Origin of the sequence: Oceanobacillus salinisoli (genome assembly GCF_009733865.1) — a bacterium.
Taxonomy (GTDB): domain Bacteria; phylum Bacillota; class Bacilli; order Bacillales; family Amphibacillaceae; genus Oceanobacillus; species Oceanobacillus salinisoli.
The window spans coordinates 146,740-161,586 of the sequence record NZ_WOFB01000007.1; the positions used below are offsets into that span (position 1 = coordinate 146,740).

The 14,847-nt window shown below is 34.0% G+C and carries 11 protein-coding genes; 10 read left to right on the forward strand and 1 reads right to left on the reverse strand.

What is annotated here, in order from left to right:
• Nucleotides 1–15: 15 nt before the first annotated feature.
• The 3 genes from GMJ66_RS07400 (at nt 16) to GMJ66_RS07410 (ending at nt 3,947) form a co-directional block, all read left to right on the forward strand.
• On the forward strand, nt 16–1,389 hold the full coding sequence (locus GMJ66_RS07400) for an MFS transporter (RefSeq protein WP_231514853.1): 1,374 nt from the start codon (nt 16–18) through the stop codon (nt 1,387–1,389).
• A gap of 69 nt (nt 1,390–1,458) precedes the next feature.
• A complete protein-coding gene (locus GMJ66_RS07405) occupies nt 1,459–2,994 on the forward strand; it encodes a class I adenylate-forming enzyme family protein (protein ID WP_156289679.1) in 1,536 nt (511 codons plus the stop codon).
• Between the two features lie 173 nt (nt 2,995–3,167).
• The gene (locus GMJ66_RS07410; RefSeq protein WP_156289680.1) at nt 3,168–3,947 is read left to right on the forward strand and encodes an enoyl-CoA hydratase/isomerase family protein; all 780 of its coding nucleotides are present in this window, start codon (nt 3,168–3,170) and stop codon (nt 3,945–3,947) included.
• Between the two features lie 51 nt (nt 3,948–3,998).
• On the opposite strand, the gene GMJ66_RS07415 is transcribed toward GMJ66_RS07410, so the two are convergent.
• Nucleotides 3,999–5,741: an acyl-CoA dehydrogenase family protein gene (locus GMJ66_RS07415; protein WP_156289681.1), complete on the reverse strand. Its 1,743-nt coding sequence runs from the start codon at nt 5,739–5,741 to the stop codon at nt 3,999–4,001.
• A gap of 695 nt (nt 5,742–6,436) precedes the next feature.
• On the opposite strand from GMJ66_RS07415, the gene GMJ66_RS07420 reads away from it, so the two are divergent.
• From GMJ66_RS07420 to GMJ66_RS07450, 7 genes are all read left to right on the forward strand, one after another.
• Nucleotides 6,437–6,877, forward strand: coding sequence for an acyl-CoA thioesterase (locus GMJ66_RS07420; protein WP_156289682.1), 441 nt, complete (start codon nt 6,437–6,439; stop codon nt 6,875–6,877).
• A gap of 42 nt (nt 6,878–6,919) precedes the next feature.
• Nucleotides 6,920–8,290, forward strand: a complete 1,371-nt coding sequence (locus GMJ66_RS07425) for a sigma-54 interaction domain-containing protein (protein WP_156289683.1) — start codon at nt 6,920–6,922, stop codon at nt 8,288–8,290.
• Nucleotides 8,291–8,574: 284 nt separating this feature from the next.
• Entirely contained in the window at nt 8,575–10,182 is a 1,608-nt protein-coding gene (locus GMJ66_RS07430; RefSeq protein WP_156289684.1) for an AMP-binding protein, read from the forward strand.
• A gap of 30 nt (nt 10,183–10,212) precedes the next feature.
• Nucleotides 10,213–11,727, forward strand: a complete 1,515-nt coding sequence (locus tag GMJ66_RS07435; protein ID WP_156289685.1) for an acyl-CoA carboxylase subunit beta — start codon at nt 10,213–10,215, stop codon at nt 11,725–11,727.
• A gap of 132 nt (nt 11,728–11,859) precedes the next feature.
• Nucleotides 11,860–12,927, forward strand: coding sequence for a TRAP transporter substrate-binding protein (locus tag GMJ66_RS07440; RefSeq protein ID WP_197046638.1), 1,068 nt, complete (start codon nt 11,860–11,862; stop codon nt 12,925–12,927).
• A gap of 54 nt (nt 12,928–12,981) precedes the next feature.
• Nucleotides 12,982–13,476, forward strand: a complete 495-nt coding sequence (locus GMJ66_RS07445) for a TRAP transporter small permease subunit (RefSeq protein ID WP_156289687.1) — start codon at nt 12,982–12,984, stop codon at nt 13,474–13,476.
• A gap of 78 nt (nt 13,477–13,554) precedes the next feature.
• Nucleotides 13,555–14,826, forward strand: coding sequence for a TRAP transporter large permease (locus GMJ66_RS07450; protein WP_269321871.1), 1,272 nt, complete (start codon nt 13,555–13,557; stop codon nt 14,824–14,826).
• Nucleotides 14,827–14,847: the final 21 nt, after the last annotated feature.

Sequence of the window (14,847 nt, forward strand, 5' to 3'; positions counted from 1 at the left end):
GAGAGGGGAAAGCATGTGTCTTTAAAATTACAAGAGGACAAAAATAATGAATTTCAACAAAACGATTTAGGGCATAAGGAAATGATTACTTACGGTTTAGGTAATTTAGGTATTCTTTTAGCATGGACAATGGTAGGTTCGTTTTTGTTATATTACTATACTGATGTAGCAGGTATAGCAGCTGGAGTTGTAGGAACGCTTATGTTACTTGCTCGTCTTTTCGATGGGGTTACAGATATTGGGATGGGGATCATAGTCGATAAGACGAAATCCAAGCACGGTAAAGCACGTCCTTGGTTATTATGGACGGCAGTGCCATTGGGAGTCGCAACTGTATTGCTTTTTACTGTACCAGATATCAGTAGTAATGGAAAAATCGTCTATATTTATTTCACATACTTTTTATTTATTCTTGTATATACCATGACATCCATCTCATATAAAACATTATTAGGCTTGATTACTATGGATCAACTCAAAAGATCCACTACTGGAGTATATGGTGCATTTTTTAATATATCTGCTCAGCTGCTTGTAACCATACTCACGATACCAATTGCTGAGGCTATTGGTGGGCAAATTGGTTGGATTTTAACCGCTACTATGTTCAGTCTTCTTGTGGCTACTGCTCTTCTTACGGTTTTTCGTTTCACTAAAGAAAGGGTAGGCATTTCAATAAAAGAACAAAAGAATAATATACCTTTAAAAGTTGGGGTAAAAGCCTTATTTAAAAATAAATATTGGATCATGATAACTATATTTTGTGTGGTAGGCTATACCAACTTTGGAATAATACAGTCAGCAACTGTTTTTTATGCGGACTATATTTTAGGCAATAACAGTTATTATTCATTAATTGCTTTAGTGATGACAGTACCAGGATTACTTATCTTATTAATTATTTATCCATTTATCAAAAAGTTTGGTAAAAGGAATGTATTATTTGTTGGTACAACTCTGATAGTGCTCGGTGGAATTATTAAAGCTATTAATCCAACAGATCTTACTTTTTTCCTGGTTGGAAGTTTTTTGCAAGGTATTAATACAACATTGTTTGTGGCTACAATATATGCATTAATTAATGATACTGCTGAATACGGATTATGGAAGTCAAGAGTGAGGACGCAAGGATTGGTTAATAGTGGTGCTAGTTTTGGCATGAAGGTAGGAACAGGAGTTGGAACAGCATCTATTGGATGGTTACTAGCATTCGGAGGCTACGATGGTAGTCTAACTATTCAATCTGACTCAGCAAATCAAATGATTATAGTTTTAAATATCTATTTACCGATAATATTAGGGATTTTACAAATTATTTTGTTACTCTTTTACAAACTTGATAAAGAGTATCCACAAATAGTTGCAGATCTAAAACAGCGACAATCTTAGAACAGATTGCTTAGGTTTATCAATAATTATTTAAATATTAATTATTTTTAAAAAGCAAGGAGGATTCTTATGGCGGATATTATAAGTCGGATAGCAGTTGGGGATATACTGCGAAGAAATGCTTCACGTTTTCCAGAAAAAATCGCCTTAATTGACGGGGAGAAGAAAATTACATTCCAGGAGTTAGATGAATTAGCTAATAAACTAGCAAATTATCTCCTAAACATGGGTTTGAAGAAAGAAGATAAGATTGTAACGGTTTATGAAAACTCTTGGGAATATGTTGTTCTTTTTATGGGGATTGCGAAAGCAGGGGTAATTTGGGTTCCAATTAATCCAAGTATTTCAGTTGAAGAGAAGAAATATATTGTAGGTTTTGTGGAAGCGAAGTTGATTATTGGCCAAGAACCATTATTGAAGGATGAGAAAGAGGAGTTAAGTACCTTATGTTCCCAGATTATTGAGACTGATGAAAGTAATAGTTTGTTAGACTTTATTGGAGAAGAGTCTTCTGAAGAGCCGTTAGTAGATATTGGGGATCGGGATGTCTCTCAGATAATGTTTACGAGCGGAACGACTGGAAGACCTAAAGGAGTAATGACAAGTCATCAAGCAATTTATATTGCAAGCTTAAGTAATATTATTGAAAGTAATATTGGGGAAGATGAAAATGTCCTTGCTATGATGCCGATGTTCCACTGTGCTCAACATACAACAGTTGTTGGAGCATTACATCGTTCAGCAACGACAGTAATTATCAATGGTTTCGAACCAGAACGATTAATGCAAACCATTGATAAATATAAAATTCACCAAATGTTTGCGCTACCTATGATGTATCGTATGATGTTAGACCATCCAAATCGTGATCAATATGATTTTAGTTCATTGAACAGATGTCTTTATGCAATGGCACCAATGGATAGACTACTACTTGAAAGATGTATCAAAGTATTTGATGCTGAATTTGCTCTTGGTACTGGTCAAACGGAAATCTACCCGTCAACAATGATTTTCCGCCCAGAAGAACAATTACGGCGTTTTGGCCCATACTGGGGAATTTCGAATATTGTGAATGATACAGCTGTCATGGATGATGATGGAAATATCTTGCCAAAAGGTGAAGTTGGTGAAATTGTTCACCGTGGCCCGAATGTGATGAACGGATACTATAAGAATGAAGAGGAGACAAAGAAGAGTAGAGAATTTGACTGGCATCACACAGGGGACCTAGGATATTGGGATGAAGACGGGCAAATGGTGTTTGTTGATCGGAAGAAAGACATCATTAAAACAGGTGGAGAAAATGTATCATCCATGCAAGTAGAAAGTATTGTACTAGAACATGAGGATATTGCTAATGCAGTAGTAATAGGATTACCACATGAACATTGGGCTGAGGCTGTAACAGCAATTGTCATAAGAAAACCAAATACTAACACGACTGAAAAAGATATCATAGACTTTTGTAAAGAACGACTTGGTGGTTTCCAAACTCCAAAATCCGTTATTTTCGTTGATGAATTACCAATGACGCCTACAGGTAAAATTCAAAAGCACATTTTAAGGCAGAAACATGCTTCTCATTATTCTGTGAATAAATAAAATAGCCTAATAAAGCAAAACCTGGGATGAATTCAATCAGTCCTAGGTTTTTGTTTTGAATTAAAGTTGGTAAAAATATTTGCTTTAAAAAAATATTAAGGAATACTGACATAATATATGATAGAATAATATATATATTTAAATAATTCTATAAATTATTTTGGAGGGAAAACATGGGAATAGTAAATACAAACTTAGCAGATGGTGTTTTTGAAATTGAACTGAATCGACCGGATAGGATTAATGCGTTTAATAGAGAATTAGGAAGTGAAATGTATAAGGTTGTACTGGAAGCGAAGGAAAATCCTGAAGTTCGTGCTGTGCTATTGTATGGGAAGGGAAGAGGGTTTTGTTCTGGTGGTGATTTAAAGGATTTTGGAGTAGATACGAATGATCCAGTTGCTGTTAAGGAGTTTATGCAAGATGGTCAACGAGCTATTCTATGGTTATATCAAATGGAAAAACCAGTCATTGCTGCAGTTCATGGAGCAGCTGCAGGAGCTGGATGTAATTTAGCATTTGCTTGTGATATTATCATTGCTGAAGAAAATGCTGTTTTCTCAGAAACCTTTTCAAAAGTAGGTGCATTACCAGATTTAGGCGGTTTATATTTTCTTCCTCAAAAAGTAGGTATGCATATTGCTAGTGAGTTGATTTTTACAGGGAAGAAAATTACTGCTAAAGAGGCGTTAGATTATCGTTTAATTAATCGCGTTGTGAAAAATGGCCAAGCGGTTGAAGAGGCCAGAGACTTAGCGGTAGAATTAGCAGCTGGGCCTACGAAGGTATTAGGAATGGCAAAAAAATTAATGCATCAAGCACCTTACAGTTCGCTTGAAGAGCTACTTGAGAAAGAAGCAATGGGGCAAGCGATCATTTTTCAATCCAAGGACTTTAAAGAAGGAAGACAAGCATTTAATGAAAAAAGGCAACCAAGGTTTGAAGGGAAATAATTATGATGAAAGGAGTAAGCGTTGAATGCTTACTCCTTTCTAAATATCACTTCATATTTCATTTCTCTCAAAGCAAACAAGTGATTCGAAAAGTTCGTCCGATATTTTAAAGTTTGATAGTATATCTTCATCAAGCGTTTTTTGAAAGGCAAGCCTTCTCCACTGTTCTGCAGCAATTAATCTTCTTCCATCCCTCATTTGTTCTATGTCATATTGGGCTTCTTCTAATAAATGGATTCCTGCAAAGACATCATACATTCTATTTGCAAGTTTTTTAGCCACAGATGTTTGAGTGTATTCATCCTGATGAAGTGTATGAGCGATTAATTGCTCTAGTTTATTTACTTCTTGTTCATAGAATTCTTTTAGTTCATTCGCGTATTTATTTGTAATATTCATCAATGTGTTACGTAGATCTTTAATAAATCTTTTGCCACTGGCCTTTTTTAATATTTTTAGTATTTCCAGTGCTTGAATGTTTGCTGTACCTTCCCATACTGGATTTACAAGCGCATCTCGAAGCAAGCGTGGTGTTACGTATTCTTCAATATATCCATTTCCCCCATGTAATTCCAAAGCATTTTTTGCAGCGGATACACCCAGTTCACTTCCACGATATTTTGCTAAGGACAGTAAGAGTCTTAATAATACATAATCCTCTTCATTTCGTTGATTATACGTATGGATGCTATCAAACCACTTTATTACTTGAGATATGGTTGCCCAAGATGCTTCGATTTCTGTAATCATATTTACGAGTGTTTCTCGAACCATCGGGTAATTATTGATAACGCTCCCAAAAGCTTCTCGGTGGGAAGTGTAGATGGCTGCTTCAAGAAAAGCCCTTCTTGCAATTCCTGTACCACCAAGTGCTGTTCCGAGGCGGGAAACATTTAAGGCTTCTGCCATGTATTTGAATCCTTTATCTTCATCTCCAATTAAATATCCTACTGCATTATTAAAAATTAATTCTCCACTTGCTACTGCACGGACACCTAATTTATCCTTAAGTCGACGAATAGTTATATTGTTCTTTTGACCATTCTCCAATGTATGTGGTACGAGGAATAGTCCCAGTCCTTTAGTGGAAGGTTTGTCATTCACACGTGCTAGTACAATTTTAACACCAGCATCACAATTACTTACAAACCACTTTTCTCCTGAAATTAAATAGTGATCCCCATTAGCTACTGCAGTAGTTGTTGCAGCACCGACATCTGAACCTCCTTGAATTTCGGTTAAGGAAGTCGCGCCTTCTACTAAACTGTCAGGGTTTTGGCTACTAAGTCGTGTTAAATATTTTTCTTTCTGCTCCACTGAACCAAATTTTTCAAGTACAAATGCTGTGGATTGGGTTAAGCTTACAGGACATGTGAAACCAGGTTCTGTTTCACATAGAAGATAAAATAAAATTGAATTGACCATGATAGGAATTTCCTCTGGGGCATTTGTGTCATAACGATATCCGACAACTCCAGTACCATAACCGTCTTTAATGGTTTGTTTGTAACCTTCGTTATACCAAATTTCGTTAATTTCTTCTCCTTTTTTATTGTATCGAATTAATCTAGGTTGACCTTCTCGATCAGTATGGACAGCCCTATGATCTATGGGACCTGCTGCTAGTGCTCCTGTTTCATGAAAAGAATCTTCAACGTAGTTAAGTATATTAGATGATAGATATCGTTTTGCATAACGGGTTAAAATTGGATCATCACGATACCAATTTGCATCATTGCCACTCTCCCACTTGCTATAATCGATTCTCTTTTCAGGTATAAAATTTTTTCCCAACTATAATCCTCCCTTATCATTAATGAAATTTAGTAGAAATAATTTATTTCTTTCTTTATTAATATATGAATGTATTATTATGAGTAGCCTGTAAATATTAAAGATTTGGAATAACTAAATTTTGAAGTCAGTATTAAATACGATATAAGTAATATTTAGTTCATTATATATTATGTGACAGAAAATTTCAAATAGTATATAATTTATTTGTATAATATAAGGGAGGGAATAATAATGACTTTAAATAAATTTGAAGAAAAAATACTAGGAATATGGAAAGGTTGATAAATGAGTTAGAGACAAGGAGAAATTCTTTGTTAGATGAAGGAAGAATTGAAGAAATAAAAAACAACATGAAAAAGGCGAATTAACTGCTTGAGAAAGAATCCATCTTTTAGTAGATAAAGGAAGTTTTAACGAATTAGGAATATTAGTCACGCACGATGAAACATTTGCGTAAAAAATCAATATTAGATCATCACTATACCAATTTGTATCGTTCCAACTTTCATATTTACTATAGTTAATCCCTGTCTTTTTAAGTACGACTTGTTTGCAATTTCTAACTCCCTTTTCCATTGATAATATTATGTTAAAATAAGTCCCTATATAAATAAAAAATACTTTATAATAGGGACGGAAAATTCTAAATAGTGTATAATTTACTCATCCTATATAAAGGGGGAGATTTAAAAATGGATGAGAAGTTTAAATTTAAACATGAGATAAAAGTTCGGTGGTCGGAAATTGATGCAATGAATATTGTATTTAATGCACATTATTTAAATTATTTAGAGCTTGCTTCTACAGAATACTTGAAAGAAGGTTTAAAACTAGATTTAATGAACTTGACTGAACAAGATGAATTTAATTTTGTTTTAGCAAAGTCTACTTTGGAATTTATAAGTCCTGCACGGTTGTGGGATAACTTACAAGTTTGGTGTAGAACAAAAAATATAGGTAATAAAAGCTATACAATGGAATTTATAATTACAAAAGAAAGTGAGAAAGACCTAGTATTAAAAGCAGAAATTATTTATGCTTGTTACAGTAAAAATGAAAATCAATCAGTACCAGTTCCCAGTTTTTTAAGACAAAAGATAGAATCATTTGAGAAAGGAATTGAAACCTTGTAGAGTAATATTTGACATTTATTTGTCTTTGTGAGGGGTTATTTAATGTTTACAGAAATTCTAAATAATAAATTTAAGCAGGACGATCTTATTTCAATTATTGAACAAATGTACGAGGGTTTTATTCTTTCCTATATTGATGGGCGTATCTTTTATGCAAATCAGTATGTCGAGGATATTTCAGGTATACCATTAAAAAAAATCATAGGTAAAACCCCAAACGAAATGGAAAAAGAAGGATTAATTATTGAGCAAACAACACGTGTGAAACCCAATTTTCCTGTAACCATTATTCAAAAACTAAAGACGGGTAAAGAAGTATTCATAATTAGCAAACCAATTTATGATGAAAAGGGAAGTATTATATGCTTTGCAGCAAATTACCGTAATTTAATGGATTTAATGCATCTCCAAGATCTCCATTATTCCAAAAATAATAGAGATACGAAGAGGGAAATAGAGATGGCATCGGATAATTGGATTGGGGACAGTTATTTAACACACCAATTAAAAGAAAAGGTAGCCAAAGTCGCAAAAACAGAAGCACTTGTATTAGTTTTGGGTGAGTCAGGGGTTGGAAAAGAAATAGTGGCAACCCATATACATAAATGGAGCAACAGAAATCAAAAACCATTTATACCTATTAATTGTGGAGCGATACCAGAAGAATTAATTGAAGCAGAATTGTTTGGATACGAGAAAGGTGCTTTCACTGGTGCAAATAGTGAAAAGAAGGGTTTATTTGAAGCGGCAAATGGAGGTACTGTATTGCTAGATGAAATAGGAGAAATGCCGTTAAACTTACAAGTGAAGTTGTTAAGAGTTATTCAGGAAAAGAAACTTACCCGTATAGGTGGAACAATAGAGCGGTCATTGGATGTTCGATTTATCGCAGCGACAAATAAAAACTTAGAAGAATCAGTGAAAAAAGGAGAATTTCGAGAAGATTTATATTACCGACTAAATGTGATTCCAGTGCGTATTCCACCATTAAAAGATAGGAAGGAGGATATTATTTCTTTAAGTAACCATTTTATAAACAAATCCAATAAAAAGTATCAAGTACAAAAGATTCTAACCCCTGAAACACTACAATTATTTCAAGAATATGATTGGCCTGGAAATATAAGACAATTGGAAAATGTGATAGAGCGATTAGTTATCATAACGGAAGAAACACAAATCTCACCTGTATATTTGCCAAAAGAGTTTAAGGAAAGACATCGATCTACTCTAAAAGAAATTAGACCATTGAAAGAGGTTAGGGAAGAAGCGGAAATAAATATGATTAAACTTGCCATAAATAAGTATGGATCAATTCGTAAGGCAGCCAAACATCTTAAGGTTGATCATTCTACTATTGTAAGGAAGATGGATAGGTATGGTATGAAGGAAGAGTTGGGTTTGGTTAAATGAATAAAAAACACATTAAACATTTGAAGTGTATGTTTAGTGTGTTTTTTTAATTCTGCAAATGTAGAAAGGTAGGGTTAGGCAAAAAAACATTAATATAATTAACGACAAAAAATTGGTAATAGGTAATAATATATATAATTTTGAATATTTACAATATTCACTTGACAAGCGCAGGTATCTTTTTTATAATATTTTGTAAGCGTTTACTGGTCATTCGAAAATATCATCATGAAAATTATTTTAAATGGAGAGATGGCGTGAATAAATTAAAGGGGAGGAAAAAAATGAGCACAGATGTAAAATTAGTTTCAAGGACTATAAAATACCTTCTTGAGAAACAGTCTGAAGTAAGGGGAGATTCAATATATTTACAATCTGCGAACACTGGAGAAGAAGCAACATTTAATGAAGTTTTATACTATGCAAATAAAGTAGGAAATGGATTAAATTCTCTAGGCATTAATAAAGGTGAAATGGTTGCTACAATGATTCCGACTCAATTTGAAGCTATATACGCTTGGTATGGATGTGCAATGATAGGAGCTATCGAAGTTCCGATTAATAATGCCTATAAAGGAAATATTTTAAAGTATATTATTAATAACTCTGAATCTAAATTACTTGTTATAGAAGCATCAATTTTAAGTAGAATATATGAAATTCAAGATGAATTGGATATTTTGGAAAAAGTAGTTGTAATTGGGCTAAATGATGATGAAAATATAAAATTACCCTTAAAATTTTCAGTTATAAAATGGGAAGATCTAATTACAAAAAACACTACTGAATATCGTTCAGATATTTATAATTATGATATTAATCATATGTTATATACTTCTGGTACCACAGGCCCTTCAAAAGGTGTTTTATGTACTTTTTCTCATAACTATGAAACGGCAGTTGGGAGTGTACGAGAAGAGGTGGTTACAGATCAAGATATTTATTATAACCCTCTACCTATAAATCATATCGGTGGAAGAGTAGCTTTGACGGCTATGTTAGTTTATGGGGGGAAAGTGGTATTACGAGATGTTTTTCGTACGGATAAATTTTGGAGTGATATTGAAAAATTCCAATGCACCTGTACCCTACTACTAGGTGCTATGGCTAATTTCATATACAAACTTCCATCTAATTCAAACAATAAGAATAATACGCTAAAGTGGCTAAATATGATACCTCTAATTCCAGAAGTTGAAGAATTTAAAAAGCGTTTTCAGGTTCATGTGCAAACAGTTTTTAACATGACGGAAATATGCGCACCTATTACTAGTGATGGTTTTAAGCTAAAGGATAATAAATCTTGCGGTAAAGTGAGAAAAGGTTTTGAAATACGTTTAGTAAACGATTTTGATGAAGAAGTACCCCATGGGAAAGTTGGTGAATTAGTTGTAAGATCTGAAAAGCCATGGGTTTTAATGGCAGGATATTGGAAAATGCCAGAAAAAACTGTTGAAGCATGGAGAAATCAATGGTTGCATACAGGTGATCTCTTTACCAGAGATGAAGAGGGAAATTTCTATTTTGTTGATAGGGTGAAGGATTCTATAAGAAGAAGAGGAGAAAATATTTCCTCAATGGAGGTAGAATCAGAGATTAACGGTTATCCGAAGGTTTTAGAGTCGGCAGCAGTAGCTGTACCTTCAAGTGATGGAGAAGAAGAAATTAAAGCATGTATTGTACCACAACCAAATGAAACAATTATGCCTGACGAATTAATAAAATTTTTAGTAGACAGAATGCCGCACTTCATGGTTCCTAGATATATTGAAATATTAGAGGAATTACCAAAAACTCAAACACAAAAAATACAAAAATCTGAACTTAGAAAAAATGGTATAACAAATAAAACTTGGGATCGTGATGAAGCTGGAATAAAGGTGAAGCGATAAAGTATATTGTGTTCTATAGGAGGATAATAAATGGATACTCTTACTGACGAACTTCTTAACTTAAGATGGCAAACGAAAGATGAATTTAGGAAGACTGCTGTAGATAAACAACATAGCAAAGGAGAACTAACTGCAAGGGAAAGATTAGAAAAATTACTAGATACAAATAGTTTCTTAGAAATTGGCAATTTAACTCAACCTAGTAACCTAAAGGGTGACTACCCAGCGGACGGTGTAGTAATTGGAACAGGTAAGATAAATGGTAGACTGGTATGTTGTGCCTCTTATGATTACACAGTTTTAGGTGGATCACAGGGGCAGATAAATCATAAGAAAGTTAATTATATTGTGGAACTAGCTATAGAGCAAGGTTGTCCGATAATCTTCTTTTCTGAAGGTGGGGGAGCAAGGGTTCAAGATATATCCTTGCTTACTCGAGATAGTGGGCAAGTCTTTACAACATTGGCAAAAGCATCTGGATGGATCCCAACTATATGTGTTGTTCCTGGACCTGCCTTTGCGGGACATGCCAACATTGCTTCTCTTTGTGATTTACTGATTTTTATTGAAGGCTCCAGTTCTATGGGGATTGCAGGTCCTCCACTTGTAAGGGCAGCAATGGGTGCAAACTTTTCCCCTGAAGAGTTAGGTGGGACCCAAATACAAGAGGAATCGGGGGCACCAGATTTAATTGTAAAGGATGAGGAAGAAGCTATTGAAAGTGTTAAGACTTATCTAAGTTATTTTCCATCTAATTATAAAGAAAACTTACCAGTAAATGAGGTTGTAGTTGAACCAGAAAGGAATTTATCAGAGTTAGTACCATCCTCTAAAAACAGGGCTTATAACATGAAAACGGTTATTCGGAATATAGTTGATGTTGACTCTATGTTTGAGTTAAAAGACTACTATGGAAAAAGTATTATTACATCACTAGCTAGATTAGATGGTAATCCAATCGGAGTCATAGCTAATCAGCCAAGCGTAAGAGCAGGAGTTCTTGACTCGGAAGAATCAAATAAGATGGCAAGATTTATATCTCTTTGCGACGCCTTTAATATTCCTCTTACATTTTTAGTTGACGTTCCTGGTTTTACGCCAAGTATCGATTCTGGAAAAAAAGGATTACTAAGGCAAAGTGCAAGAATTTTAGTAGATTTAGCCCATACGACAGTCCCAATATATACGGTGGTGTTAAGGAAGGCCTATGGACTTGGTTATTATGCGATGGGTTCTTGGCAATTCAAACCTAGTCTAGTTGTTGCCTGGCCAACAGCTGAATTTGGTAGTATGGGCTTAGAAGGAGGAGTAGAGACAATATATAAAGATGTGTTGGAGAAGTCCAATGATTCTAAAGCAAGTAGAAAACGGATGTCTGAAGAGTTGGAGAAAGATATAATGGGAATCAAAATAGCGCAAAAATTTGCAGTGGACGATGTAATACATCCCGATGAAACAAGAAGTATTTTGCAAGAGGCGATATCCCGTTATAAAAAGAGGAATGTATCATTGCCTCCGAAGAAACACAGTGTAATGCCAATATAAAGTATTGAAAAAAAGAGTCCTCTTATTCTTAATACGACTGGTGGAAGAAAAAGAAAAAAGAGGACTAATGAACATTTAAAAGTTGAGAGGTATTAATTAGGTGAATACTTTGAAGATAAAGGGGGCGATATGATGAGGAGAAAAAAATTGCTGCTTTTATCCTTGCTTTTAGTTTTAATTTTAAGCGCTTGTCAAAGTAGTGGTGAAGAAGCTTCTTCTTCGAATTCAGCTGGAGAGATGGATTTGTTATTTGGCACATTACACCCAACTACGCATCACGCTCATGAGAATGTTTATCAACCATGGGTAGATTTACTCTCGGAAAAAACGGATGGAAAAATAGAGGCTTCTCTTCATCCAAATTCTACTTTAGGATCGCAATCGAGTACGTTGGAGGATATTGGTAGCGGAGCTTATGATGTAGGAATGGTGGTTGTACCAGAGTATGTTGATTCACCTTGGTTTCCATATAATATTGCAAGTTTACCATTTGCTTTTAATAATGTTGATGCAGCACATAACGTTACAAGGGAATTTGCGGAAAAATATCATCAAGAAGATGCATTTAAAGATGTCGTTTTAATGGGCTTTAGTAATACAGATCCATATGTCATAACAAGTAAGGTTCCTATTGAAACTGTAGAAGATACAAAAGGTTTACAAATCCATGTACCTAGCAAATTAGTTGCTGATGTAGTTGAAGGTTGGGGGGCTACGCCTGTTACGATGGAAGTCGCGGAAGTCTATCAAGCGCTGGATCGAGGAGTTTTAGATGCTACGATATATACACCAGTTGGAGCAGCGGGATGGAAATGGTATGAAATTGCGCCATATGTTACAAATATTGGAATCAGTTCATCTCCTATAGCAATGGTGATGAATAGGAATGTGTATGAAAGTATTCCCAATGACTTAAAAGAAGTTTTTGATAATGAGTTAATGGATTTTATGCCACAAGCGTTAAGAGATAGTTATGTTAATGAAGTAGATAATGCCTTCGGGAATATTTCAGAAGGAATAGAGGGAAAAGGTAGGATTATAGAAGTAGATCCAGAAGAACAAAAGAAGTTTATTGCACCTGCAGAGTCCGTTTGGAAAGATTGGGAAAATGAAGCAAACGAGAAAGGTTATGATGGAACGAAAATGGTTGAGGACTTCAAGAGTATGATTAATGAAGAAGGTATTGAAATACCGTTTTAATACTCTAAAAGAATATGCTTGAATTAAAGAATATTTTTAAGGAGAGAGGGTGGTATGTTGGCGAATATTGAAAAACTAATCAATCGTTTAACAGGGATAATTAGTAGAATTGGTCAAGTTTTATTATTTTCTATGGTCATTTTTATATGTATTTCTGTCGTATTAAGAAATGCCAATCACCCATTAATAGGAAATATAGAGATTACTACTCTTTTAATGGTAGCGATAGTTAATATAGGAATGTTATATGCACAATCACAAGAAGGGCATATAAAAATAGGTTTAGTTATTGATAAACTCCCTCATCGAATTCAACAATTAATGGATATAATTGAATCCTTATTAACTCTTATTGTTACATTCATTATCATGCTAGTTTATTACAATGTCAGCATTAGATTTTTCCAAAGCCCAGAGTATACAGACTTACTTGGTATTCCACTTTACCCACTCAAATTTATTATTTTTGTATCATTTCTTCTATGGACATTAATAGTAGCAATGAAATTCCTAAAAAAACTAATATCATTCCTTAAACTAGAAGGATAGAAGACTAACAATTAATATTAAGAAGGGTGGATAGAGGATATGTCTGTAGAAATAATAGGTTTGTTGGGAATCATTGGGATGCTACTTCTAATGATTTGTAGAATTCCAATATTTATATCAATGTTAATACCGACCTTTATAGGAATCTTTTATATAAGAGGATGGGACGCTCTTGCTTCTGTCATTGAGCAAGTAGTTTGGAACCAAAGTCATAATTACATTTTAACAACGATACCAATGTTTATCCTTATGGGGCAGCTCATTTATTTATCTGGTATAAGTGAAGAATTATTTAATATGTTTAGAAATCTATTTCATGGATTAAAAGGAAATTTAGCAATTTCTACTATTGGTGCATCAGCTTTATTTGCAGCCTCAACAGGTTCGAGTGTTGCAACTACAGGGACCATTGGTGTACTTGCTTCAAAAGAAATGGTAAGTCATGGATATAACAAAGCTCTAAGTAGTGGATCGATTGTAGCTGGTGGTACTTTAGGGATATTAATTCCCCCAAGTACGATGTTTATCGTATACGGCACACTTACAGAACAATCGATAGGGAAATTATTTATAGCTGGGATAATACCAGGTATTTTACTAACCCTATTATTTATATTAACCATTTATATTGCAATTTTGATAAAGCCACAACTTGCACCAATATCAGATGAAAATGAAAAAGTAAGTTTAAAACAAAGATTTATGTATGTTAAATCATCACTTTGGGTAATTATCTTGTTTGTCATTGTGATTGGAGGAATGTATGTAGGGTTATTTACTCCAACGGAAGCAGCTGGAGTTGGTGCATTAGGTGCATTGATTATTGCTTTGATTAGAAAAAGAATGACTTGGAACTTACTGTTTAAATCATTAGCTGAAACGCTTAAAACCACAGGGTTTATATTTGCAATTCTTATTGCAGCATTTTGTATGAATTACTTTATGTCTATAACAAATATCCCGATATTATTATCTGATTATTTTAATAATACAAATTTGTCGCCTATATTAATATTAATTTTATTGATACTTATGTATATTGTGTTAGGTGCAATAATGGATTCAAACGCAATTATTGTAATAACCATTCCAATAGTATTGCCATTAATAGTTAGTTTAGGCTATGACTTAATATGGTTTGGTGTATTGGTCACTCTTGTTGTGGAAATGGCATTGATAACCCCTCCTGTAGGATTAAACTGTTTTGTACTTAATGGAGTAGTGCCCAGTTTCAAATTAGAAACTATATTTAAGGGGGCATTTTTATTTGTGATACCTATTGTAGCTCTAATCGCATTACTAATCATCTTCCCAGAAATAGCGTTATATTTACCTAATAATATGGATTAATATGAAAATTAAACAGAATTA